General features: G+C 52.5%; 26 protein-coding genes. 16 read left to right on the plus strand and 10 right to left on the minus strand.

Annotated elements, in window-relative coordinates; translation table 11 throughout:
• The 6 genes from HMPREF3107_RS03695 to aroA all read right to left on the minus strand — a co-directional run.
• The coding region (locus HMPREF3107_RS03695; RefSeq protein WP_246828586.1) for a DUF711 family protein at window positions 1-266 on the minus strand (266 nt) is incomplete at its 3' end.
• Between the two features lie 11 nt (window positions 267-277).
• Window positions 278-571 (minus strand): hypothetical protein, encoded by a 294-nt coding sequence (locus tag HMPREF3107_RS03700; RefSeq protein WP_070453730.1) that lies wholly within the window; start codon window positions 569-571, stop codon window positions 278-280.
• A gap of 99 nt (window positions 572-670) precedes the next feature.
• On the minus strand, window positions 671-1198 hold the full coding sequence (locus HMPREF3107_RS03705; RefSeq protein WP_070453645.1) for a PqiC family protein: 528 nt from the start codon (window positions 1196-1198) through the stop codon (window positions 671-673).
• 321 nt (window positions 1199-1519) lie between these two features.
• Window positions 1520-1855, minus strand: a complete 336-nt coding sequence (locus HMPREF3107_RS03710) for a hypothetical protein (protein WP_070453647.1) — start codon at window positions 1853-1855, stop codon at window positions 1520-1522.
• A 29-nt stretch (window positions 1856-1884) separates the two neighbouring features.
• Complete coding sequence (gene radC, locus HMPREF3107_RS03715) at window positions 1885-2559, minus strand: RadC family protein (protein ID WP_049248715.1); 675 nt, start codon at window positions 2557-2559, stop codon at window positions 1885-1887.
• A gap of 46 nt (window positions 2560-2605) precedes the next feature.
• Window positions 2606-3895: a 3-phosphoshikimate 1-carboxyvinyltransferase gene (aroA, locus tag HMPREF3107_RS03720; protein ID WP_070453650.1), complete on the minus strand. Its 1290-nt coding sequence runs from the start codon at window positions 3893-3895 to the stop codon at window positions 2606-2608.
• Window positions 3896-4027: 132 nt separating this feature from the next.
• Here aroA and cmk point away from each other — a divergent pair, with 132 nt between their 5' ends.
• The 13 genes from cmk (at window position 4028) to der (ending at window position 16944) form a co-directional block, all read left to right on the plus strand.
• Window positions 4028-4687 carry a (d)CMP kinase gene (gene cmk, locus HMPREF3107_RS03725; RefSeq protein ID WP_371327473.1) on the plus strand — a complete coding sequence of 220 codons (660 nt, stop codon included), beginning with the start codon at window positions 4028-4030 and terminating at the stop codon, window positions 4685-4687.
• Window positions 4688-4808: 121 nt separating this feature from the next.
• Entirely contained in the window at window positions 4809-6521 is a 1713-nt protein-coding gene (rpsA, locus tag HMPREF3107_RS03730; RefSeq protein WP_256205710.1) for a 30S ribosomal protein S1, read from the plus strand.
• Between the two features lie 15 nt (window positions 6522-6536).
• The gene (locus HMPREF3107_RS03735; protein WP_003774573.1) at window positions 6537-6851 is read left to right on the plus strand and encodes an integration host factor subunit beta; all 315 of its coding nucleotides are present in this window, start codon (window positions 6537-6539) and stop codon (window positions 6849-6851) included.
• Window positions 6852-6978: 127 nt separating this feature from the next.
• Window positions 6979-8124, plus strand: coding sequence for a cell division protein ZapE (gene zapE, locus HMPREF3107_RS03740; protein ID WP_070453656.1), 1146 nt, complete (start codon window positions 6979-6981; stop codon window positions 8122-8124).
• A 117-nt stretch (window positions 8125-8241) separates the two neighbouring features.
• On the plus strand, window positions 8242-8667 hold the full coding sequence (ndk, locus tag HMPREF3107_RS03745) for a nucleoside-diphosphate kinase (RefSeq protein WP_070453658.1): 426 nt from the start codon (window positions 8242-8244) through the stop codon (window positions 8665-8667).
• A gap of 132 nt (window positions 8668-8799) precedes the next feature.
• Complete coding sequence (gene rlmN / locus HMPREF3107_RS03750; RefSeq protein ID WP_070453733.1) at window positions 8800-9888, plus strand: dual-specificity RNA methyltransferase RlmN; 1089 nt, start codon at window positions 8800-8802, stop codon at window positions 9886-9888.
• A gap of 10 nt (window positions 9889-9898) precedes the next feature.
• Complete coding sequence (gene pilW, locus HMPREF3107_RS03755; protein WP_070453661.1) at window positions 9899-10657, plus strand: type IV pilus biogenesis/stability protein PilW; 759 nt, start codon at window positions 9899-9901, stop codon at window positions 10655-10657.
• Between the two features lie 4 nt (window positions 10658-10661).
• Window positions 10662-11504: a RodZ domain-containing protein gene (locus HMPREF3107_RS03760; RefSeq protein WP_070453664.1), complete on the plus strand. Its 843-nt coding sequence runs from the start codon at window positions 10662-10664 to the stop codon at window positions 11502-11504.
• Between the two features lie 6 nt (window positions 11505-11510).
• Window positions 11511-12779 (plus strand): flavodoxin-dependent (E)-4-hydroxy-3-methylbut-2-enyl-diphosphate synthase, encoded by a 1269-nt coding sequence (gene ispG, locus HMPREF3107_RS03765; protein WP_070453667.1) that lies wholly within the window; start codon window positions 11511-11513, stop codon window positions 12777-12779.
• 26 nt (window positions 12780-12805) lie between these two features.
• A complete protein-coding gene (locus HMPREF3107_RS03770) occupies window positions 12806-13180 on the plus strand; it encodes a hypothetical protein (protein ID WP_070453670.1) in 375 nt (124 codons plus the stop codon).
• An 80-nt stretch (window positions 13181-13260) separates the two neighbouring features.
• Window positions 13261-14553, plus strand: coding sequence for a histidine--tRNA ligase (gene hisS, locus HMPREF3107_RS03775; RefSeq protein WP_070453673.1), 1293 nt, complete (start codon window positions 13261-13263; stop codon window positions 14551-14553).
• Window positions 14554-15183 carry a YfgM family protein gene (locus tag HMPREF3107_RS03780; RefSeq protein ID WP_070453676.1) on the plus strand — a complete coding sequence of 210 codons (630 nt, stop codon included), beginning with the start codon at window positions 14554-14556 and terminating at the stop codon, window positions 15181-15183.
• A gap of 285 nt (window positions 15184-15468) precedes the next feature.
• Complete coding sequence (gene der / locus HMPREF3107_RS03785; protein ID WP_070453679.1) at window positions 15469-16944, plus strand: ribosome biogenesis GTPase Der; 1476 nt, start codon at window positions 15469-15471, stop codon at window positions 16942-16944.
• Between the two features lie 544 nt (window positions 16945-17488).
• Here the strand turns inward: der and HMPREF3107_RS03795 are convergent.
• Both HMPREF3107_RS03795 and HMPREF3107_RS03800 read right to left on the minus strand, forming a co-directional pair.
• Window positions 17489-18133: a lysophospholipid acyltransferase family protein gene (locus HMPREF3107_RS03795; protein ID WP_070453684.1), complete on the minus strand. Its 645-nt coding sequence runs from the start codon at window positions 18131-18133 to the stop codon at window positions 17489-17491.
• A 16-nt stretch (window positions 18134-18149) separates the two neighbouring features.
• Window positions 18150-19415: an RsmB/NOP family class I SAM-dependent RNA methyltransferase gene (locus tag HMPREF3107_RS03800; RefSeq protein WP_070453687.1), complete on the minus strand. Its 1266-nt coding sequence runs from the start codon at window positions 19413-19415 to the stop codon at window positions 18150-18152.
• A 362-nt stretch (window positions 19416-19777) separates the two neighbouring features.
• Here HMPREF3107_RS03800 and HMPREF3107_RS03805 point away from each other — a divergent pair, with 362 nt between their 5' ends.
• Window positions 19778-20866: a FlxJ family methyltransferase gene (locus HMPREF3107_RS03805; protein ID WP_070453690.1), complete on the plus strand. Its 1089-nt coding sequence runs from the start codon at window positions 19778-19780 to the stop codon at window positions 20864-20866.
• A gap of 168 nt (window positions 20867-21034) precedes the next feature.
• Here the strand turns inward: HMPREF3107_RS03805 and HMPREF3107_RS03810 are convergent, their stop codons facing one another.
• A complete protein-coding gene (locus tag HMPREF3107_RS03810; RefSeq protein ID WP_049248729.1) occupies window positions 21035-21679 on the minus strand; it encodes a hypothetical protein in 645 nt (214 codons plus the stop codon).
• Between the two features lie 119 nt (window positions 21680-21798).
• On the opposite strand from HMPREF3107_RS03810, the gene HMPREF3107_RS03815 reads away from it, so the two are divergent.
• The gene (locus HMPREF3107_RS03815) at window positions 21799-22146 is read left to right on the plus strand and encodes an arsenate reductase (RefSeq protein ID WP_070453736.1); all 348 of its coding nucleotides are present in this window, start codon (window positions 21799-21801) and stop codon (window positions 22144-22146) included.
• 181 nt (window positions 22147-22327) lie between these two features.
• On the plus strand, window positions 22328-24112 hold the full coding sequence (locus HMPREF3107_RS03820) for an assimilatory sulfite reductase (NADPH) flavoprotein subunit (RefSeq protein ID WP_070453693.1): 1785 nt from the start codon (window positions 22328-22330) through the stop codon (window positions 24110-24112).
• A 77-nt stretch (window positions 24113-24189) separates the two neighbouring features.
• Here HMPREF3107_RS03820 and HMPREF3107_RS03825 read toward each other — a convergent pair whose 3' ends face one another.
• A complete protein-coding gene (locus tag HMPREF3107_RS03825) occupies window positions 24190-24669 on the minus strand; it encodes an acyl-CoA thioesterase (protein ID WP_070453696.1) in 480 nt (159 codons plus the stop codon).
• Between the last annotated feature and the right edge of the window lie 51 nt (window positions 24670-24720).

The raw sequence follows: 24720 nt of genomic DNA on the forward strand, positions 1-24720 counted from the left end.
GGGATTTTGGGGGGATTTTGCAAAGGTCTCGGTGAAATTGAAGTCGCACACGCTGTATACGTCAGCAGGGCGCGGATGTCGAATTGCGCGGCGTGGGTGGCGGCGGCCAACCCTTCGTCTCCGGTGACTACCAGTATCAGGCCGGAAAAGCCTTGCAGTTGCACGTTTTCCTGGGCTTTAAACACGCGCGTGAGCAGGGCGGAGGCTTCCACTGTGCCACTTGCGCCGAAATACGGCACGCCGAGCAGTTGGTTAGCCGTTGTCAATATCCTTTGTGTTAAAAAGCACCGAAATAATAGAAGATGTAGACAACAAGCAATATCAGCGGCAGAAAGAGGAGAGCGGTTTGCCGCCTGTATGCGAATTCGCCTTTCAAATGGTGGGTAACCAGGGCGAACAGGACGTATTTGAACAGGAAGGCGCATTCGCAGGCCAATATGATGCCGTTGATTAAGAAGCCGGAGCTGCCGGGGGTGGCCGGAAAAAAGTGGAAGTAAACGGCGGTGAAAAGCGGCAGAAGGCAGACCAGCAGCCAGCGGAAGGGAAGGGGGGATTTGGCGGTATCGGACATTTCGGATTTCGATAATGGGATGAGGTGTGTTTGGGGTGAGCCGTTTTTTTCAGACGGCCTCATCGGGTTTGGAGGCCGTCTGAAAGGTTTCGGGCGGATTTAACGGCCGTAAATTTGTGCCGCGGCCGCGCTGACGCCTTGCGACAGCGATTCCAGCATGGCTTCGTAACCGTCGCCTTGCTGCAGGGTTTCCGCGCGGAATCGGCGGCTGCCGGAGTCGGAACGGATGTAGCCTTCAACCAGCGTGCTGCCCAAGTAGCTGCCTTGGAAGGCTTCGAGGTAGATGGTTGCCGATTGTGCGGCTTTGCTTTGGTGGGCGGGGACGAAATAGCGGCCGGTATCCATGCGGTTGAATTCGTTGGCAAACCGCGCGGCGGCGGCCTGATCCAGCGGTTGCGCCCACAGGTGGTTGCGGGCGTAGTCGAGCCGGAAAGCGTCTGAGCGGTATGCCAGCCCGCCCCTGTTCAGCGGTTCGGCCGGAACGACGCGCAGGGCGGTTTCGGTTTTGCCGCGCGTGTGTTCGGGCATTTGGAAGGTGCTGTCGGGCAGGGTGAAATAGTTGGTTTGCGGTGTGGCGCAGGCGGCAAGTAGGAAGGCGGCCGCCAGCGGCAGAAGCAGTTTTTTCATCCGGATTTCCTTAATTTGTGCGCAATGTTGCGTGAAACGCTGGATTTGAAAAAGAAGGGCGGATTATAGCCGATTTGGCCGTTGCGGGCGGAATTGGGCCGTCTGAAGGTGTTTTTTCGGTTTGTCAGGGGGCGTTTGCGACTGCTTTTTCAAGTAGGTTTTTGTGGTGTTGAGAGTAAAAAGACGGGGAAGCCGGCGGCTGTCGGCAAATGTTAAGGCATCAGACGGCAGCGTACAGTCCATTGGCTGTTTTTTAGGGCATGTCCATCGGTAATGATGGTTGAAGACCGGTGTTTCAGACGGCCTTTAGATGATTGCCGCTCAGGATTTGATCAGCTTGCGCAGTGAGGAATGATTGTGTTTGATGTCGGCAATCAATTGGTCGTATTGGTGCATCCGCATGAGTGAGCGGGCGATCAGGTAAACGGCAAATACAATCAGGCCGACGTTGATCAGGCTGACTACGGCCAGCAGCAGCCAGACTTCGGCCGGGCTGTACCATTTTGATGTGGCGATTAGTGCGCTGAAAATCGACAACGGGAGTGCCAGTACGGCGATTCCGGTCCGCATGACGGCAAGCGCGGTGCGTTTTTCGGCCAACAGCAGTTGGACTTGGTTGATGCTGAGGATGTCGTCTTGTTGTTCGGAAACATCCATTTTATCCCCCGTTCTGTTTTCAGACGGCCTCACAGTAGGCCTTGTTCCGCCAGAGATACCGCCTGCCTCGCCGTAACGATGAAATGGTCGAGCAGCCGCACGTCCACCAGTTCCAAGGCTTGTTTCAGACGGCCTGTCCATTCGATGTCGGAAGGCGAAGGTTCGGCTGCGCCGCCGGGGTGGTTGTGTGCCACAATCAGCGAGTCGGCGTAATGGTCGAGTGCCAGTTTCACCACTTCGCGCACATACACTGTGTTTTCCGCCACTGTGCCGCGTGACAGTTCCACGCAGTTTATCAGGCGGTTTTGGCGGTTGAGCAGCAATACCAGCGAAACTTCCACCCGTTCGTGCCCCAGGTGCAGGCGCAGGAAGTCGGCGGCCGCCTTGGGGCTGTCGAACAGTGCGCCTTCCTGCAACTCTTCGGCCAGCACCCGCCGTCCGATTTCGCGCACCACGGCAAATTGGGTGAAACTGGCCTGCCCCATGCCTTTGTGCCGCACCAGTTCGCGCTCCGGCGCGTTCATCAGCCGCCCCAGGCTGCCGAATTCGTTTAAAAGGTAACGCGCCAAATCGACCGCGCTCATGCCTTTGATGCCGGTACGCAGCAGGATTGCCAGCAATTCGGCATCGCTCAAGGCCGCCGCGCCCAAAGCTGACAGTTTTTCGCGCGGCCGCTCGCCTTCCGGCCAGTGTTTGATGCTCATGCGTTTCCTTTTTGGTGTTTGGCGGTTTCAGACGGCCTTTTTCGTTTTAAGCCGTCAGCGATTCGAATACCGCGAAATAATCGGGGAAGGTTTTGCGGGTGCATTGCGGGTCGTTGATGGTAACGGGCACGCCCAGCAGTGAAACCAGTGAGAAGCACATCGCTATGCGGTGGTCGTCGTAGGTGTCGATAACGGCGTTCGGCGTGAGTCGTGCCGGCGGGGTGATGTGTATGGCTTCGTCTTCTTCTTTGATGGTTGCGCCGACTTTCCTTAATTCGGCGGCCATGGCGGCAATGCGATCGGTTTCTTTGACGCGCCACGAGCCGATGTTGCGCAGGGTGCAGGGCGCGCCCGCTGCCAGGGCGACGACGGCCAGTGTCATGGCGGCGTCGGGGATGTGGTTTGCGTCCAAATCGAAAGGCAGGACGGTTTGCCCTTCTGCGCGGGAAACTTCGATGAAGTCGTTGCCCCATGTTACCGTTGCGCCGATTTTTTCCAGTTCGCGGGCAAAGGCGGCATCGCCCTGTATGGCGTTTTTTCCTAAGCCGGTAACACGTATCGGTACGGCGGCAAGCAGTCCGGCGGCAAGGAAGTAGGATGCGCTGGACGCGTCGCCTTCGACATGGACTGTTTCGGGGGCGATGTAGCGGGCGACGGGTAGCCGGAAACGCCGATAGCCGTCGTTTTCCACATTGACGCCGAATCGGCGCATCAGGTTGAGCGTGATGTCGATATAGGGTTTGGAAATCAGCTCGCCCTCCACCTGTATTTCAAATGCTTCGCCGGTCAGCGGCAAGGCCATCAGCAGTGCGGTCAGGAACTGGCTGGAAACGTTGCCTTTGACGGGTACGCTGCGGACGCCGTTGTCCTGCCGTTTGCCGATGTGCAGCGGCGGGTAGTTTTCGTTGCCGGTGTAGCGGATGTCCGCGCCGATGACGCGCAAAGCATCGACCAAATCGCCGATGGGGCGTTCGTGCATGCGCGCCACGCCGTGCAGGCGGTAATCGCCGCCCAAGACGGCCAGCGCGGCGGCCAGTGGGCGGAAGGCGGTGCCGGCGTTGCCGAGGAATAAATCGGCTTCGCGTTGCGGGAAACGGCCGCCGCAGCCGTGTATCCGAATCAGGCCGTCTGAAAGCGGTTCGATGCCCACGCCCAAGGCAGTCAGGGCGTCAAGCATACGGTCGGTGTCGTCCGATTGGAGCAGCGAGCGTATCGTGCAGCCGTTGTCGGACAAGGCAGCCAGCAGCAGGGTGCGGTTGCTGATGCTTTTCGAGCCGGGCAGGGCGATAGAGGAAGGTTTCAGACGGCGTGGTTCTAGGTGGATGGAGTCGGTCATGATTTTTATACTGGAAGATAGGGGAAAGAGTTGTTATAGTCGCTTGGCTCAACATTATACAAGGCGGGGCGTGGCAGTGGAATCCCGCATCAGGTAACGAGAAATCGACAATAAACCAAGGATATGCAAACAATGACGGCAAAAATAATCGCAATAGACGGGCCTAGCGCGTCGGGAAAAGGAACGGTGGCATCACGGGTGGCGGCGGCTTTGGGCTGGGACTATTTCGACTCCGGCGCGCTCTACCGTCTGACTGCGCTGTACGCGCGGCAGAAACAGACGGAATGGACGTATGAAGAAGGTGTGGCAAAGCTGGCTGCGGAGCTGCCTGTAGAATTCGTCGGGCAGACGGTATTGCTGGACGGTGCGGATGTTTCCCAAGAAATACGCAGCGAAGCCGTCGGCATGGGTGCGTCTGCCGTGGCGCAGCTGCCTGCCGTGCGTGCGGCCTTGCTGCAACGCCAGCGCGATTTTCAGACGGCCAAAGGATTGGTGGCCGACGGGCGGGACATGGGTTCGGTCGTCTTTCCCGATGCGGTTTTGAAGGTGTTTCTGACCGCCTCTGCGGAGATTAGGGCGCAGCGGCGTGCCAAACAGCTCGGCCTGTCTTGCAGCGGCGTGGCTTTCGATAGGATTTTGGCCGATATCGAAGCCCGCGACGCAGCCGACAGCCGCCGCACGGTCGCGCCGCTGCGCCGCCTTCCCGATGCCGAATTGCTGGATACCTCGGAAATGGGTATCGACGAAGCGGTAAAAAAAGTAATTGATTGGTATGAAAAAAAACAAAGCTGATATATAATGAGCACTTTCGTGTTTCAGACGGCCTGACGGTATACCCGAAGGCCGTCTGAAAATATGTTTGCACCACCTGTCCGGCTGGGGAGGACAGGTGTTTTTCAACCTCAAACCCCGCGTGCCCCGGCAGCGCAAGAAAGATTTAGCAAATATGGAAAATTTTGCCCAGTTGTTGGAAGAATACTCAGCAGTACAGGAAATGAACCAAGGCGAGGTTATCACCGCCGAAGTGGTGGCGATTACCGACAAGCACGTCATCGTCAATGCAGGTTTGAAATCGGAATCCCTGATCGACATCAACGAATTTAAAAACCTGCAAGGTGAAGTAGAAGTTAAAGTAGGCGATTTCGTTACCGTAACCATCGAATCCGTTGAAAACGGTTTCGGCGAAACCAAACTGTCGCGCGAAAAAGCCAAACGCGCCGCCGACTGGATCGCCTTGGAAGAAGCCATGGAAAACGGCGACATCCTGTCCGGCCTGATCAACGGCAAAGTAAAAGGCGGCCTGACCGTCATGATCAACAGCATCCGTGCTTTCCTGCCCGGTTCGCTGCTGGACGTTCGTCCGATCAAAGACACCTCCCACTTTGAAGGCAAAGAAATCGAATTCAAAGTCATCAAACTGGACAAAAAACGCAACAACGTTGTTGTTTCCCGCCGTGCTGTTTTGGAAGCGACTCTGGGCGAAGAACGCAAAGCCCTGCTGGAAAACCTGCAAGAAGGCACTGTCGTCAAAGGTATTGTGAAAAACATTACCGACTACGGTGCGTTTGTCGACTTGGGCGGCATCGACGGCCTGCTGCACATTACCGATTTGGCATGGCGCCGTGTGAAACACCCGAGCGAAGTGCTGGAAGTCGGTCAAGAAGTCGAAGCCAAAGTTTTGAAATTCGACCAAGACAAACAACGCGTTTCTTTGGGCATCAAACAACTGGGCGAAGATCCGTGGAGCGGTTTGGCCCGCCGTTACCCGCAAGGCACCCGTCTGTTCGGCAAAGTATCCAACCTGACCGACTACGGTGCGTTCGTTGAAATCGAACAAGGTATCGAAGGTTTGGTACACGTTTCCGAAATGGACTGGACAAACAAAAACGTACATCCGAGCAAAGTGGTTCAATTGGGTGACGAAGTAGAAGTCATGATTCTGGAAATCGACGAAGACCGCCGCCGTATTTCTTTGGGCATGAAACAATGCCAAGCCAATCCGTGGGAAGATTTTGACGCCAACTACAACAAAGGCGACAAAATCAAAGGTGCCGTTAAATCGATTACCGACTTCGGCGTATTTGTCGGCCTGCCGGGCAACATCGATGGTTTGGTTCACCTGTCTGACCTGTCTTGGACTGAAACAGGCGAAGAAGCCGTCCGCAAATACAAAAAAGGTGAGGAAGTCGAAACCGTCGTTTTGGCCATCGATGTGGAAAAAGAGCGCATCTCCTTGGGTATCAAACAATTGGAAGGCGATCCGTTCGGTAACTACATCAGCGTGAACGACAAAGGTTCTTTGGTTAAAGGTACTGTAAAATCCGTTGAAGCCAAAGGTGCGGTTATTGTACTGGGCGACGAAGTTGAAGGTTACCTGCCTGCTTCCGAATTTGCCGCAGACCGCGTTGAAGACCTGACCACCAAATTGAACGAAGGTGATGCCGTTGAAGCCGTTATCGTAACGGTAGACCGCAAAAACCGCAGCATTAAGCTGTCAGTTAAAGCGAAAGACGCCAAAGAAAGTCGTGATGCGCTGAATTCGGTTAATGCCGCATCAACAGCCAGTGCCGGTACGACCAGCCTGGGTGATTTGTTGAAAGCCAAATTGTCTGGCGATCAAGAATAATTGCGGAACAAAATTATGACCAAATCAGAGTTGATGGTTCGTTTGGCTGAGGTTTTTGCTCAGAAAAACGGTACGCACCTGCTGGCCAAAGATGTCGAATACAGCGTGAAAATACTGGTTGATACCATGACCAGATCGCTGGCTCGAGGCCAGAGGATAGAAATCCGAGGATTTGGCAGTTTCGACTTAAACCATCGTCCCGCCCGGCAAGGGCGCAATCCGAAAACGGGTGATAAAGTGAGTGTGCCTGAGAAATACGTGCCTCACTTCAAACCCGGCAAGGAATTGCGCGAACGAGTCGATCGGGCAATGGCTGCCGAAGCCGAGTGATTGTTGTGAAAGAGTGCCGCCAAGTGCGGCACTCTTTATTTGCGTGCTTAAAACGATAACTTTGTTTAACATTATGTGTAAATCCATTATAATGCCGATACTATGAGTAGAAGGCCGTCTGAAAGTTATGTCTGAAATAAATTCCAACCGTTTTGTTCCGCCCCCTTATCACAACCACAGTCCGCTGACTTGGTATCAGGCTGCTTCACAGCAGGCTGCCTTTATCCGTGATGCCGCCCAAGCAAGGGCGATCGAGCATTTGGATAGATTGTGGACGGAATTGATGATGTTTAAACGCAAGAGAAACCGTTTTTTGGGTCGGAGCTTGCGTTCTCCCCAGCTGCCTAAAGGATTGTATTTCTATGGTGGTGTCGGCCGGGGTAAAAGTTTTCTTATGGATGCTTTTTATGGCTGCCTTCCTTATCGGCGGAAACGGCGGGTTCACTTTCACGCTTTTATGGCTGAAATTCACCAGCGTTTGCGAGGATTGAAAAGTGAAGCCAATCCTTTGAAGGCTGTGGCTGCGGAAATTGCCAAAGAAACGCGGGTGTTGTGCTTTGATGAGTTTCATGTGAGCGATATTGCGGATGCCATGATTTTGGGGAGATTATTGGAAAACTTGTTTAACGAAGGCGTGGTACTGGTGGCGACATCCAACTACGCGCCGTCGGAGTTATACCCTCAAGGACAGAACCGCAGCAGTTTCCTGTCAACCATCGCGTTGATTGAAGAGAAATTGACCATCCTGAATGTGGATGGCGGAGAGGATTACCGGCATCGTACCCTGACGGCTGCCGAGGTATTTTATATTCCCGCAAACGACGAGAATGAACGGAAATTGGCCGATTTGTTTACTCAAGTGACGGCAGGTCAAGTAGAGAGGCCGTCTGAAATAGAAATCCACGGACGGATGCTTCGGTGTAAAAAACGGACGGATAAAGCAATTTGGTTTGATTTCCGTATGTTGTGTTTCGGGCCGCGTTCGCAGGCCGACTATCTGTATTTGTCAGAACATTACGAGATGATTTTTGTTTCCGGTATTGAAAAATTATCTCAGGCAGAGCGTGCGGAAGCGCGTCGCCTGACTTGGCTGATTGATGTTATGTATGATTATCACGTAAAGTTTTGCGCAACCTGCGACGTACCTGTTGGTGAGATTTATGTAGAAGGGGATTTTGCGCAAGAATTTGTCCGTACGGCCAGCCGTTTAACCGAAATGCAATCCCAGGAATATTTGAACCTACCCCATCTGACTTTAGGAAAGCCGGTTTGATGAGTATATAGTCAAACAACAAATAAGGCGGAATACGGAAAAACTTGTTACAATGCGCCGGCATTGCCAATAGGTAAGGCTGTGCCGTTTGTTTGTTTTTTTTATAAGGAGAATTGAATGACTATTCAACGTACTATTTCTATTATAAAACCCGATGCAGTTGGTAAAAACGTTATCGGCAAAATTTATAGTCGTTTTGAGGACAATGGTCTAAAGATTGTGGCGGCAAAAATGAAGCATCTCAGCAGGGAGGAGGCTGAGGAATTCTACGCCATTCATAAAGAGCGTCCGTTTTTTCAGGATCTGGTTAATTTTATGATTAGTGGTCCGGTGATGATTCAAGTACTTGAAGGTGAGGACGCAGTAGCAAAAAATCGCGAATTGATGGGGGCGACTAATCCTAAAGAAGCTGCCGCCGGAACTATCCGCGCTGATTTTGCCGAGTCGGTTGGAGAAAATGCCGTGCATGGTTCCGACAGCTTGGAAAATGCTGCTTTGGAAATTGCATATTTCTTTACTGAAGCTGAAATTTGCCCGCGTTAATATATAGTTAGTAATAAGGTTTTTACTGCCGCCAGAGTTGGCGGCAGTAAGGCTGTTAAAGTAAGGCCGTCTGAAAATTTGCATGGCGACGGCTTTAACTTTAACGGTTTAATGAAAAGCCTGCCGAAATACATGAAAAAAAATTTATTGGATTATGATTTAAACAGCCTGACTGCTTGGTTTGCCGAGATGGGGGAAAAACCGTTTCGCGCCAAACAGGTCATGCGCTGGATGCACTGGGGTGGCGCGGCTGACTTTGCAGAAATGACAGATTTGGCCAAATCGTTGCGTGCCAAATTGGAAGAATGTGCCATTGTTGGGGTTCCTGCGCTAATGACTGCGCAAGAATCAAAAGATGGTACAAGAAAATGGCTGTTGGATGTCGGAACGGGTAATGGTGTAGAAACTGTATTTATCCCGGAGGCAGACCGAGGCACATTATGTATATCTTCTCAAGTAGGTTGTGCTTTGGAGTGTACGTTTTGTTCGACCGGGCGGCAAGGGTTTAACCGTAATCTGACTACTGCGGAAATTATCGGACAATTGTGGTGGGCCAATAAAGCATTGGGAGCCACACCCAAAAACGAACGCATGATTTCGAATGTCGTTATGATGGGTATGGGTGAACCGTTAGCAAATTACGATAATGTGGTACGGGCATTGGCTGTAATGCTGGATGATCACGGATACGGTTTGAGCCGTCGCCGAGTAACGGTTTCAACTTCAGGCATGGTGCCTCAAATGGATAGGCTCAAAGAGGATATGCCGGTGGCTCTTGCCGTATCCCTACATGCATCCAATGATGAGGTGCGGGATCAAATTGTGCCGCTTAATAAAAAATATCCTTTGAAAGATTTGATGGCGGCTTGTCGCCGTTATTTGGTTAAGGCTCCGCGTGATTTTGTTACGTTTGAATATGTGATGCTGGACGGTATCAATGATAAGGCTGAGCATGCGCGTGAATTATTGGATTTAGTCCGTGATGTACCTTGCAAATTTAATCTAATCCCTTTTAATCCGTTCCCTAATTCAGGCTATGAGCGTTCCTCTAGTGAAAATATACGGATTTTCCGCGATATTTTGCAGCAGGCCGGGTTGGTTGTGACTGTACGGAAAACACGAGGTGATGATATTGATGCTGCTTGTGGCCAATTAGCCGGCCAAGTGCAAGATAAAACACGCCGCCAACAAAAATGGCATCAGCTATTGATTCAGCAATGAGGTGGAAGTTATGAAGAATTTATGGATTGCAGTTTTGCTTACTTGTGCATTGAGTGCGTGTAAAAGTACTGAATTGAAAAGACCAAGTAAGAAGGAACGTACTGAAGAAGTATCCAGAATCAAGACACAATTGTCCGTTGAATATATGCGTGCGGGAGATTACAGGTTAGCCGTTACTACGATAGAGGAAGCTTTGCAGGCTGACCATAAGAATGAGATTGCATGGTTGATGCGTGCGCAAATTTATCAATATTTAAAGGTAAATGACAAAGCGGAAGAAAGTTTTCGAGAAGCTTTACGGCTAAAACCGGATAATGCGGAAATTAATAATAATTATGGATGGTTTTTGTGTAACTATTTAAATAATCCTAATGCCGCAATATCTTATTTCGATCGTGCGTTAGCAGATCCTACATATCCTGCACCACAAGTTGCTTATATGAATAAGGGTATCTGCAGTGCAAAAATGGGTCAGTATTCATTGGCACAAGCATATTTGGAACGTGGTCTTGCTTCTGCTCCGGCATTTATGCCGATTCGCAAGGAATTGGCAAGAACGAAAATGTTGGCCGGGCAAATTAAAGAGGCTGATCAGTTGTTTAGACAATACCAGAGTCAAATGGAAGTATTGAGTGCTGATGATTTATTATTAGGATGGCAGCTTTCTCGGGCTTCAGGTAATTCACAAGCTGCATATGAATATGAAGCTCAAATTAGAGCAAATTACCCTTATTCTGAAGAATTAAAAACAATTTCAGCAGGGCACTAAAAATATGAATCAAACTACTGAGAATCAGGCTGTAGGACAAGATCCTGCCGTAGAATTTGGCCGGATATTAAGATTGGGTCGTGAAGAGAAAGGTTTGTCTATCGGAGAGGTAGCAGAACGTTTAAAGCTGTCGGCAAAGCAGATTGAGGCGTTTGAGTCCGGTAATTACGAAGGCATGCCAGAAGGAGTCTTTATTAGAGGATTTTTAAGGAGTTACGGCAGATTTTTAGATTTGGATGAGCAAGCCGTTTCAATGCATTTGGACAGAATTGTACCTCAGTCCGGTAAGGGTAGCTATAACGTTGAGCCAAATACCTCAAGTTCTTTGAATTATCAGAATCAAAAAATTGAAAAATCTTTTCCAACATGGATTTTTGGTGTTATTGCAATTGCTATAATTATTGTTGGTGTGTATATCTGGCAGGGAAAATCCAAAGAAGAAAATGCCAAGCAAACTTCGCGTAGCGAGGAAAGTGTGAGTTTGGGAGAAGTTGCTGCGCCAAACCTTGATAATGGCAATGTGTCGGTTGTACCGATGCCGGCAGGAGCTTCAGCTGCAGCACAGGCTTTGTCCCAAGATAATGAAGGTTCGGCTAATGCAACTGGAAATGAACTGGTTGTTAAGGTCCGTTACCGTTCTATGTTGGTTATTAAAGATAAAACTGGCAAAGAGTTGTTGAACAGTATTGTGCCGGCAAATAGCGAACACAGATTTTCAGGCCAAGAACCTTATGATGTTTGGATCGGTTATGCCAAGGGTGCTGTAGCGAGTTATGGTTCGCAAGACATTCAAGTTTCCGATCACATGATTGATAAAAAAACTGCTTCGTTTACGGCAGGAAAATAAATTCAGATGAACACACAAATACTGCGCCGTCCTACCCATCAAGTACAAATTGATCATGTTAGTGTTGGTTCGGACTCGCCCGTCATTGTTCAATCGATGACCAACACAGACACGGCAGATGCTCAAGCCACTGCTTTACAGGTAAAGGAACTCAGTGAAGCCGGTTCGGAAATGGTGCGGATTACTGTTAATAATCCAGAATCTGCTGCTAAAGTGGCTGAAATCCGTCAGCGTTTGGATGATATGGGTTGTAACACTCCGTTAATAGGAGATTTCCATTTTAACGGCGAACGCCTGTTGGCGGAATTTCCTGATTGTGCCAAAGCCCTATCAAAATACCGTATCAATCCGGGTAACGTCGGTAAGGGCTCAAAAGGTGATGAAAAATTTGCTTTTTTAATTCGTACGGCCGCTGAATATGGCAAGGCTGTGCGTATCGGTGTGAATTGGGGCTCGTTGGATCAGAGTTTGGCCAAGAGGATGATGGATGCGAATTTAGCTTCCGCCAATCCGAAAACGCCGGAAGAAATCATGAAGGAAGCCCTGATTGTTTCTGCATTGGAATCAGCCCAGAAGGCAGTTGATTTGGGTTTGCCGGAAAATAAGATTATTTTGTCTTGCAAAGTCAGCGCAGTGCAGGATTTGATTCAGGTATACCGTGAATTGGCTGCCCGTTGCAGTTATCCGCTGCATTTGGGCCTGACTGAAGCGGGCATGGGTAGCAAAGGTATCGTGGCTTCAACTGCGGCATTGTCTGTGTTATTGCAAGAAGGCATCGGCGATACCATCCGTATTTCTTTAACGCCCGAACCCGGTGCTTCGCGTACGAAAGAAGTGGTAGTAGCGCAAGAAATCCTGCAAACCATGGGTCTGCGTTCGTTTACGCCCATGGTTACTGCGTGTCCGGGTTGCGGTCGTACGACCAGTACTGTATTTCAGGAGTTGGCGCGTGATATTCAACAATATTTGCGTGACCAAATGGCGGTTTGGCGATTACAGTATCCCGGTGTGGAAAATCTGAATGTGGCTGTGATGGGCTGCGTGGTAAACGGACCGGGTGAAAGCAAACTCGCCGATATCGGTATCAGCCTGCCTGGGACGGGAGAAACGCCGATTGCCCCGGTGTATGTGGACGGCGAACGCAAGGTTACGTTAAAGGGCGATAATATGGCTGCTGAATTTTTGGCCATCGTGCGCGAATATGTAGAAGTTAATTATGGAGAGGGCGGTAAAAAGAGGGACTACCGCCGCGTTATTCCGATTCAGACGGCCTGATTTTTAAAAATGTTGGTAAAAATAAAATGAATCAAGATTTACGGGAACTCTTACTACGTTTGTATTTGCAGAATAATCCGCAATTGAAACACCAGATTTTTATCTATACCTATCAGGGCGTAAATGATGCCCTGCATAATCCATTTCAATTTGTCGGGGCCGATTTGCCGCCGGGGGTAAAGAAAAGCATTATTTTGCAAAACCTGCCGTCCGGGGAAATGTTGCAGGCCTTCATCATACCGATTGACGGAGGTTACGGAATTGAAAATATCGTACTGTACGGTAATAAGGCTGGTTTTCTGGCAGATATCAGTTTGGATCGGGGCAAGGTCGAAGAGTCTGATAAATACCGCCAGTTTTTACAATTGTCAGGCAGTATGCTGCGCCAATTTCAAAATTGAGGCACAGCCGAACAAATCATTTCAGACGGCCTAGGCAGTTAGAAGGTCGTCTGAAAACCGTTATATAGAGAAAGAGAACAATGGGACAGAAAATCCAAGCCGTGAAAGGCATGAATGATTTGTTGCCGCTGGAACAGAAGGATTTCAAGCTGACCAGTGCTTTCTGGCAGGCGTTTGAAGATGTGGTCGGCAAATGGACGCGCCGTTTCGGTTACAGCCAAATCCGTACGCCTATTCTGGAACAAACAGGCTTGTTTGTGCGTTCAATCGGCGAAGAAACCGACGTGGTCGGTAAAGAAATGTATACTTTTTCCGATTCCAACGATACGCTCAGTTTGAGTTTGCGCCCCGAGGGGACGGCTTCCTGCCTGCGTGCGGTGGTCGAACACAATTTGTTGTACAACAGCCCGCAAAAGCTATGGTATATGGGGCCGATGTTTCGCCGCGAACGGCCGCAGAAAGGCCGTTACCGTCAGTTTCATCAGGTCGGCGTGGAAGCTTTGGGGTTTGACGGTCCCGATGTCGATGCCGAAATGATTGCCATGTGTGCCGATTTGTGGCGTGAACTGGGAATTTCGGGCTTCCTGACTTTGGAAATCAACAATCTGGGCAACAAGGAAGAGCGTGCCGCTCACCGCAGTGCGCTGGTTGCCTATCTCAAACAGCATGAAGCCATATTGGATGAAGACAGCAAACGCCGTCTGAAAACCAATCCTTTGCGTGTTTTGGACAGCAAAAATCCCGATTTGCAGGCTGTTTGCAATCAAGCTCCGCGTTTGCTCGATTATTTGGGCGAAGAATCATTGGCGCATTACAACGGATTCAAACGGCTTTTGGATGTTTTGGGCATTGCCTATGTGGAAAATCCCCGTCTGGTTCGCGGTTTGGACTATTACAATCTGACCGTGTTCGAATGGACGACCGACAAACTCGGCGCACAGGCTACCGTTTGCGGTGGCGGCCGTTATAACGGGCTGATAGGAGAGCTGGGCGGCAAGGATGCGCCTGCAATCGGTTTTGCCATGGGTATCGAACGTCTGCTGCTTCTGGTGCACGAATACGGCCGTCTGAAAACCGATGCCGCGCCCGATATATATGTCATGCAACAGGAAGAAGGTTTGGAAGCAGCCATAAACTACGCTTCCCGACTGCGTGCCGCCGGATTCAACGTATTGCAGCACTGCGGCAATCAGAGCTTGAAAAACCAAATGAAAAAGGCCGATGCCAGCGGTGCGCGTTTTGCCCTGATTGTAGGGGGGGATGAAGCGGAAAACGGCACGGCCACCGTGAAAGACCTGCAAGGGCAGTTCGGCCAGCAAACCATTGCCTCGGCCGAACTGACCGCCTTATTAACACAATGGAAGAATACATAAATGGCAGCACACTTGGATGATCAGCAAGAACTTGAGAATTTCAAATATTTTTGGCGCAGCAAGGGGCGTTGGCTGTTTGCGGTTTTATTATTGGCCTCGTTGGTTTATTTGGGCTGGGTGCTTTACCAAGGCCATATAAAGACGAAAAACGAAGAAGCCGCCACCGCCTTGGCAGGATTAGTCGAAAAAGCCAAGGCTAGCCAGGATAAACAGGCATTGCAGACAGATTTGTCTATCCTCCAGCAAAACTATCCCGACAGCATCTCTTCCGCGCAGGCAACCATGATGGTGGCTGCCGACCTGTTCGACCAAGGACAGTATGAAGCGGCGGAAAAGCAATTGAATTGGGTATTGCAAAACCAGCAAATCCCCTTTGTCCGTGCACTGGCTATCCAAAGGCTGGCAACCGTGCAGCTGCAGCAGAAGAAATACGACGCAGCCTTGGCCACATTGAAAATGCCGGTTGATGCAGCCTTTGAAGCCCTAATTTTGGAAACTCAGGGCGATGTGCTTTATGCGCAAGGTAAAAATAAAGAAGCACTGGCAGTTTACGAACAAGCACTTGCCAAAACGGTACAAGACGCCCCCGGCCTCCAATTGCTGCAACTGAAGGCAGATGAATTGAGATAGGCTGGCATTATTTTGAAACGACAGGCAAATTGCCCTCACAGGCAAAGAAAACCGCTTGCTTAAAGCTTTGAGGCCGTCTGAAAAAACGTCAGTCTTTTTTCAGACGGCCTGAAGTTATCCGACTGATTTCAGGCTTTATATTCCTCAGATTAAGAATTGCCGATGATGCGGATAGAACAGTCGGGCGAAGCTTGGAACAACCGTTTTTGATAAAAATCCAAACGGCAGCCTGTCCCCATCACCTCCCGCCGCCGCTTTCGTCCGACGGTAAAAGGAAACAGTATTATGAAACCCACCATCGCACTGGTCGGCCGGCCGAACGTCGGCAAATCCACCTTGTTCAACCGCTTAACCCGCACCAAAGATGCATTGGTGCACGATTTGCCCGGCCTCACGCGCGACCGCCACTATGGTCACGGCCGTTTGGGTAGCAAACCCTATCTGGTTATCGATACCGGCGGCTTCGAGCCTGTCGTGGACAGCGGCATCCTGCACGAAATGGCCAAACAAACCCTGCAGGCCGTAGATGAAGCCGATGCCGTCGTCTTCCTGGTGGATGCGCGTACCGGTTTGACACCGCAAGACAAAATCATTGCCGACCGCCTGCGTCAAAGTCCGCGTCCGGTGTATTTGGCGGTCAATAAAGGCGAAGGCGGCCGCCATGATGTTCTGGCCGCCGAATTTTACGAACTGGCGTTGGGCGAACCGCATGTGATTTCCGGCGCGCACGGCGACGGTGTGTATCACCTGATTGAGAAAGTGTTGGAACACTTCCCCGATGCCAAAGAAGAAAGCAACGAAGTCAAACATCCCGTTTTTGCCGTTATCGGTAGGCCGAACGTCGGCAAATCCACATTGGTAAACGCCATACTGGGCGAGGAGCGCGTAATTGCTTTCGATATGGCCGGCACAACGCGCGACAGTATCCATATCGATTTTGAACGCGAAGGCAAACCTTTTACCATTATCGACACCGCAGGCGTGCGTCGGCGCGGCAAAGTAGACGAAGCGGTGGAGAAGTTTTCCGTCATCAAAGCCATGCAGGCGGTGGAGGCTGCAAACGTTGCCGTTTTGGTATTGGACGCGCAACAGGACATCGCCGACCAAGACGCAACCATTGCGGGCTTCGCATTGGAAGCAGGCCGCGCACTCGTCATCGCAGTGAACAAATGGGACGGTATTTCCGAAGAACGGCGCAACGACATTAAGCGCGACATTGCCCGTAAACTCTATTTCCTTGATTTTGCGAAGTTCCACTATATTTCCGCACTGAAAGAGCGCGGGATAGACGGATTGTTTGACAGCATTCAGGCGGCCTATGATGCGGCGTTTATCAAAATGCCGACACCGAAAATTACCCGAGTTTTGCAATCCGCCATCGAACGTCAGCAGCCTGCGCGCGCGGGTTTGGTCCGGCCTAAAATGCGCTATGCCCACCAAGGCGGCATGAATCCGCCCGTCATCGTCATCCACGGCAACTCTTTGCAGCACATTCCCGACAGCTATACACGCTACCTGACGCAAACCTTCCGCAAGGCTTTTAATTTGCAAGGTACGCCGCTTCGGATTCAATACAATGTCCGCGAGAATCCCTATGAGGAAGAAACCGTCAAACCGAAAAAACAGCCGCTCCGCCGAGTGGCATTAAGTAACCGTATCGCCAAAAGGGAAGAACGGAAAGAAGACAAACAGCGGGTGAAAAAACTGAAAAAACGGCCGGTCAGTGTGAAAAAACTGCAAGGCAACGATAAGAAGAAATAAATGGTAGGCCGTCTGAAAAACGGTTTTGTGTAATAAAAACAGTGTTTCAGACGGCCTTTGTTTATTTTTATAGTGGATTAAATTTAAACCAGTACGGCGTTGCCTCGCCTTTTGGAAAAAGACATAGAAAGCATGGGCGATATTTACCGCCGATATTCCGACAAACTGCCCAATACCTATATATTTCTATTTAACGGCCGGCTGCAATTCCAATCGGGCGGCGTATTCGGAAAATATTTCTACATAGGTTTATTTGATGCGGATAAATCGTTTGATGCAGGTTTGTTGTAAGCACTGGAAGTGTATCTGTGCATGGCATGCCATACAGTGATGTCATACCGCGCTTTTATCAAAATCGCTGAAAACCGCATGGCGGGGTTTCAGCGATTTTTACATGGGATAACTTGAAACCGGGTAATGCGGCTTTTTTTTGTCGTGCGATTGGTGACTCGGCTTCCAATCATTTCGTGCGGCAGGCCGTCTGTAGTCCGCAGCCTTGCGGGGAGGGGGATTGATACCACATGGCATCAGGCAAATTCAAAGCTTATGTTTCCGCCGGAGCCAGTGCCAATAGGGCATTGCGGCTGCGTTCGAGGAAGGCTTCTTTGGTTTCGCCTTCGCGCAGGCTTAGCGGGGTGCCGACGTGGACTTCGCACAGCAGCGGGATGGGCAGGAATTTGTCTTTGGGCAGCACGCGGTTGATGTTGTCTATCCAGAGGGGGACGAATTCTGTACCGGGTCGGGTGTTGGCGAGGTGGTAAATGCCGGATTTGAAGGGCAGCAGGACGGTGTTGTCGTCGGTGTTGCGCGTGCCTTCGGGGAAGACGATGAGGGACGCGCCTTCGTTCAAGGCCTGTTTCATTTGTTCGGTGATTTCTTGCGGGCGGTTGCTGTGGCGCGGGATGAGGAGGGCGTTGAAGACGTTTTGGATGATGAAGCGGCGGATGCGGCCGGTCAGCCAGTAGTCGGAGCCTGCCACGGGGCGGGTGTGGATGCGCCAGCGGCGCGGCAGGGAAATCCAAACGAGCAGGAAGTCGCCGTGGCTGCCGTGGTTGGCGTAATAGACTTTCTGTTGCGGGCTGAAGTCGAGTTCTATCCTGCTTTTCGGCTTGACTCCGGTAAGGAAGGATACGGAAAGGCAGAGCAGTTGGTCGGTTAGCCAGGCGAGGCTTTTTTTCAGTATGGGCATGGCGTTCGGATGCTTTTCAGACGGCTTCGCGGCGTTGGAGGACGGCGGCGAAGAAGCCGTCCGTTCCGTGTGCCACCGTGTCGAGTTTTAGGTAAGTGCCGGTGTCGGGGTTGATTTTCGGGCTGCCCGGCAGGTCGGCGCAGTTTAGTGCTTCAAAGTCGGGGTGTTCGCGCAAGAAACGTTCGATTTGGCCCTCGTTTTCCTGCGGCAGGATGCTGCAGGTGGCATAAACGAGGCGGCCTTGCGGTTTGACCAGTTCTGCGGCGGCATTGAGGATGCTGTGTTGCTGTTCGGCAAGTTTGGCCAGTGTTTCGGGTGACTGGCGGTATTTGAGGTCGGGATTGCGGCGCAGTGTGCCGAGGCCGGAGCAGGGCGCGTCTACCAAAACGCGGTCGGCTTTGCCTTTCAGACGGCCTAAACGCGGGTCGTGTTCGCTGCCGATGCGTTCGGGGTGGATGTTGGTGAGGCCTGCGCGCGTCATGCGCGGTTTGAGGTTGGCCAGGCGTTTTTCGGCTATATCGAAGGCGTAGATGCGGCCTTTGTTGGCCGTCATGGCACCGACGGCGAGGGCCTTCCCGCCCGCGCCGGCGCAGAAATCGACGATGATTTCGCCGCGCTTCGCGCCGAGCAGCAGGGCGACGAGCTGGCTGCCTTCGTCTTGCACTTCAAGCGTGCCGTCGAGGAAGCGGGAGTGTTTGCCGAGGGCGGATTTGTCGTACAGGCGGATGCCCCAAGGTGAGAACGGGGTTGCTTCGGCAGGGAGGCCTTCGGTTTGGAGTTCGGCCAGGATTTTGTCACGTTTGGCCTTCAGGGCGTTGACGCGCAAATCAAGCGGGGCGGGGCAGGCGGTACTGCGGCCGAAATTCAGGATGTCTTGGTCGGAAAAGTCGGCGCGCATGGTGTCGATCAACCATTGCGGCAGTTCGGCGGCGGTGTTGAGGCCGTCTGAAAATTCGGTTTTGCGTGCTTTGAGTGCGGCAAGGAAGGTTTTTTCTTCGTCGTCGGCCAAGCCGTCGAGCCGGCTGATGTTGAAGCCGCGTCCGAGGACGAGTGCGGCCAGTGCGGCTTTGCGCGCTTGTGCGGCAGGACGGCGCAGGACGGCGGAGATTTTTTGGTAATGACGGATGGCGGCAAAGGCGGTTTCGGCGATTTCGGCACGGTCTTGGCGGCCGAGTTTGCGCCGGTTGCGGAAGAAGGCGGAAGTAACGGCGTCGGCAGGTTGGCGGAAGGTGAGGAGTTCGGCCAAAAGGTCGGCGGTGTGGGCAAGTTGGGCTGGTGTCATGTCTGGTGGTGTCGCAGGCGGATAAAGCGGCGATTATAAGCCAATTAGTTTAGTGTAAGCGAACCGGTGTGCGGGCTGACCGGGTATGCGATGTTTTCAAACCCTTTCTGCCGCGCATTGCGGCGGAAAAGATAATGGATGGGCAGGCAGATAAGGATTTGAATGTTTTGAAAGAAGCATGAATTTGGCTAAAGTGCGGTAAGATTGCCCGAATGTTAGGTGGCGTGTTCGGTTTGTTTGAAAACGGCGGCTTGGCGTTTGTCCTGTAGGCCCGATTTGGGAACAGCCGCTCCGAACTCATGCCGGTTTCAGCCCGATTCGCGATAGAATCCCGTTATCTGCCATTTCGTATAAGGAAAATTATGCAGCTCTTCCCCGCCTTGGAGCAACGCTATTCCCAAGAACGCCAGTCCGCAGGCGAAGCGCAGCGTTCGGCACAGGAAATTGCCTTTGCGCCGATTGTGTTCCAAGTATCCCGCCTAATGGTGAAATTCGGCATTTTGGATTTGCTGAACGACCATTCAGACGGTCTTACTCAAGCCGAAATCGCCGAGAAAGCGCAAATCAGCGGTTACGCCGCGCAAGTGCTGCTTGAAGCCTCGCTCTCCATCGGCACGGTACATACCCGCGACAACCGCTATTTCATCAGCAAAGCGGGTTGGTTCTTACTGAAAGACAAAATGGCGCGCGTGAACATGGATTTCACGCAGGAAATCTGTTACCAAGGCATGTTTGACTTGGAAAAAACCCTGCAAACGGGCAAACCCGAAGGACTGAAAGTGTTCGGCGGCTGGCCGACGATTTACGAAGGCCTGTCCTCGCTGCCGAGCGTCGCGCAGGAAAAATGGTTTGCCTTCGACCACTATTATTCTGACAATTCCTTTGCAGAAGCCTTGAAAACCGTGTTCGCCAAACCGGTTAAAAAACTGCTCGACGTCGGCGGCAACACCGGCCGCTGGGCGGAACAATGCGTCGGCTACAACGCCGAAGTCGAAGTTACCATCATGGATTTGCCGCAACAAATCGCCCTGATGCGCAAAGCGACCAAAGGTAAAACCGGCGCGGGACGCATCCATGCCCACCCCGCCAACCTGCTCGACCCCGAAATCCCCTTCCCGACGGGTTTCGACGTGATTTGGATGAGCCAGTTTTTAGACTGTTTTACCGAAGAACAAGCCACCGGCATCCTGCGCCGCGCCGCCGCCTCCATGAGCGAACGCGCCAGCCTGTACATCATGGAACCCTTCTGGGACAGGCAACGCTACGAAACCGCCTCCTACTGCCTGACCATGATCAGCCTGTATTTCACCGCCATGGCCAACGGCAACAGCAAAATCTTCCATTCCGAAGACCTGATACGCTGCGTTGAAAACGCCGGACTGAAAGTGGCGGAAATTTCGGACCGCATCGGACTCGGGCACAGCATTTTGCGCTGTGTAAAGGCCGTCTGAAAAAACGGTTGGATCGGTTTCGTCTGCCGACATTCATTATGGCTGACGATAAGCCGTCCCCGGCATTTTAAATTCTGCCGTCATCTTATATTTAAAACGGTTTGCCAAGAAGAAAAGGCCGTCTGAAAAGCCAAAACGGGTTTCAGACGGCCTTTTTCGGTGGCGGGATTAGCGGTTCATTTCGCGTATGTCGCGCCAGCCCTTGTTGGTTTGAACCAGGGTGGTGTTTTCGTTGTAAGGCTCTTTGAGCCGTTTCCATTTGCCTTCGCTGGCCTTAATCAGTTTGTCGGCCCATTTTTCAGGTTTCAGTTCGACTTGGTAAGACACTTCGGATACGGTCAGGCCGTTGTCGGGAGTGGGGGTGGTGAACCAGTTGATTTTGCCGATTTTCTGTTTGCCCACGCAGAACAGCGGGCCGCGCTGGGTGCCGCGCACCAGTTCCACGCCTTTGTCGGTCAGCTCGTAAGTGGCGGTTTTAATGCTGCGCTCTTCCGACAGCGGCTGGGTGTCGGTTTTGAGTTTGCGGTATAGGCCTTCTTTTTCGAGGACTTCTAGTTGTTTTTCCGCTATTTGGTTGATGCGTTTGCCGTCGGCGGAGTGGTCGGAGATGAGGAGTACGGGTTCGCCGAGCATGACGTTTTGCGCCGGAATGCCGTTCGGCGTTTCGATGTCCAGCATCAGCGGCAGGCAGACATTGCGGTTGTTGCCGCTTTCTTCGATGACTTTTTTAAAGTGGCTTTCGCTTGCTTCGTTGCTGCTGCCGCAGGCGGCCAGCACGAATGCGGCCGCGCCGAGTAAAACGGTTTTTTTCATGTTTTTTCCTTCGAAGGATGATGGGAAAGGGTGGAAAACAGGGGTAGCATAGTTTTTTTATCCGTATTCGGCAAGAGCCTTTGCTACAATCGTTTTTTTAACGGCAAAGGACGATGAAAATGACGGTTTTATACAGCATCCCGAATTGCGATACGGTGAAAAAGGCGCGCGTCTGGCTGCAGGAGCACGGCGTGGAGTACGAGTTTTCCGATTTTAAAAAGCAGCCGCCGACGGAAGGCGACATCCGTGCATGGCTGGCCGATGTGCCGCTCGATACGCTGCTCAACCGGCGCGGCACGACTTGGCGGAAGTTGTCGGAAGCGGAACGCGCCGCTGCCGATAACGAAGACGGCGCGGTGCGGCTGATGTGCGCGCAGCCGAGTTTGATCAAACGCCCCGTGCTGGCGCATGGCGGGCGGTTTTACTGTGGTTTTCAGACAGCCTTATATGAAGGGTTGTTTGGCTGAGCCGGTGTAAGCGCATCCGCCGGATAGGTTCATATAACCAATCCCTCTTTGCTTACAAACAAGCATTCTTTTCTTTTTTCAGACGGCCTCAGTATAGTGGGGTGCAACCGAAAAGCAGGCCGTCTGAAAACAACAAACCTTTCCTTCGCGACGGCCGGACAGCAATCAAAGGAACACTAAAATGATCCCGATTTCCCCCGAACTGGCCGACCAACTCAACCTCCTCAATCCGCAGCAGCTGGCTTTTTTGGCCGGATATGCCTGGGCAAAAAGCACGGGCGGCGATGCGGCCGCCGTGTCTTTCCAATCGCAGGCATCCGCTGCACAGCCCGCGCCTGCCCGCCGCGTCCGCATCCTTTCCGCCTCGCAAACCGGCAATGCCCGCAAGGTGGCCGAACAGTTGCTGGCCAAACTGAAAACTTCGGGCGTGGATGCCGTTCTGACCGCCGCCGCCGACTACAAAACCAAACAGTTGGCGGAAGAAGACATTTTATTGTTGGTAACGTCCACCCAGGGCGAGGGTGAGCCACCGGAAGAGGCCTTGCCGCTGCATAAATTCCTCAACGGCAAAAAAGCCCCCGATTTGAGCGCGGTCAGCTTTGCCGTATTGGGTTTGGGCGATTCGAGTTATCCGAAATTCTGCCAGGCCGGACGCGATTTCGATTGGTTGTTGGACAAACTCGGCGGCAAGCGGCTGCACGAGGTCGGCCTTTGCGATTTGGAATATCAAGCAGAAGCCGACAAGTGGACGGCCGATATTGCCGAAACCGTAGCGCGTCTGGCCGCCGCACCGGCCGCCGTTCCTTCAGGCAACGGCGCGGCCAAAGCGGAAACGGAAGGGGGCGGAACGGTATACACGAAAGAGAAGCCCTTTGCCGCCAGCCTTGCCGTGCGGCAGAGGATTACCTCCGGCCACGCCGACAAAGATGTCGAACACATCGAAATTGACCTGACGGGCTCCGGCATCCGCTACCATGCAGGCGACGCCTTGGGCGTATGGCCGATAAACGACGAAGCCTTGGTGGCGGAAATCCTGCAATACGCCGGTTTGGACGGAAGCGAAAACATCCGCCGCGCCGACGGCGGCGAGTGTGAAATCCGGATCGCTTTGCGCGAGGATTTGGACATCACCCAAATCACGCCGCAGTTTGTCCGCGACTATGCCGCGTTGTGCGGGGCGGGGGAATTGCAAGGCACGGCGGCAGACGCAGAGGCCTTGGCAGCCTATTTGGCCGCCACTCCGCCGGTGGGCGTGCTGGCGCAATTTCCGCACAAGATGACGGCGCAGGAGCTGTACGGCCTGTTCAGGCCGCAAACCCCGCGCCTGTATTCGATTGCCTCGTCGCAGGACGAAGTGGGCGAGGAAGTGCATCTGACGGTCGGCGTGGTGGCGTTCGAGCATCACGGCCAAGCCTACACCGGCGCGGCCTCGGGCTGGCTGGGCGGCAGGCTGGAAGAGGACGGCGAAGTGCGCGTGTTTGTCGAACCGAACAAGCTGTTCCGCCTGCCGGAAAACGGCGATACGCCGATTATCATGATCGGCGCGGGAACCGGCGTCGCCCCGTTCCGCGCCTTTATGCAGCAGCGCGCGGCCAACGGCGACGGCGGGAAAAACTGGCTGGTGTTCGGCAACCGTAAGTTTACCGACGATTTCCTCTATCAGCTCGAATGGCAGCAGTTCCGCAAAGACGGCTTGCTGACCCGCGCCGATTTGGCTTGGAGCCGGCAGGGGGCGGAAAAAGTGTACGTTCAGGACAAACTGCGCCAGGCGGCCGCCGACGTTTGGGCATGGTTGCAGGATGGGGCGCACATTTATGTTTGCGGCGACGCGGCGCGGATGGCGCGCGACGTGGAAAACGCCCTGTTGGACATTATTGCGGAACAGGGCGGCATGGATCGCGACGACGCGGAAGAATATTTGAACGGCTTGCGCGAAGACAAACGTTATCAGCGCGATGTTTATTGAGCGGCGATTTGAACTGTTCAGGCCGTCTGAAAAGGCAGATATGCTTTTCAGACGGCCTGTTTGTCATGGCAGACGGTTCAGCGGCAGGACAGGGTTTCATTTTCCTGCAAACTCAATGCCTTGCGTTTTTTGGCTTTTTCGTAGCGGCAGCGTTGGCGTTCGGTGGTGATTTCCAACGGCGGGACGGGGACGGGCTTGCCGTCTTCGACCGCGACCATGGTGAAGTAGCAGCTGTTGGTATGGCGCACTTCGCCGGTGCGGATGTTTTGCGCTTCGACGCGGATGCCGATTTCCATGGAAGTTCGGCCTGTGTAGTTGACGCTGGCGTAGAAGGTTACCAAGTCGCCGACGTGTATCGGTTCTTTAAACAAAACTTTATCGACAGACAGGGTAACGCAGTAGTTGCCGCTGTAACGGCTGGCGCAGGAATAAGCGACTTGGTCGAGCAGGCGCAAAAGTTCGCCGCCGTGGACGTTGCCGCTGAAATTGGCCGTGTCCGGCATCATCAGTTCAGACATGATGAGTTCGTGGGAAGGGAGTTGGCGGGTTTGTTCCATTGATGTGTTCCTTTTTCGGTTTGTATAGTGGATTAACTTTAAACCAGTACG

Source organism: Neisseria sp. HMSC31F04 (genome assembly GCF_001807735.1).
GTDB lineage: Bacteria > Pseudomonadota > Gammaproteobacteria > Burkholderiales > Neisseriaceae > Neisseria > Neisseria elongata.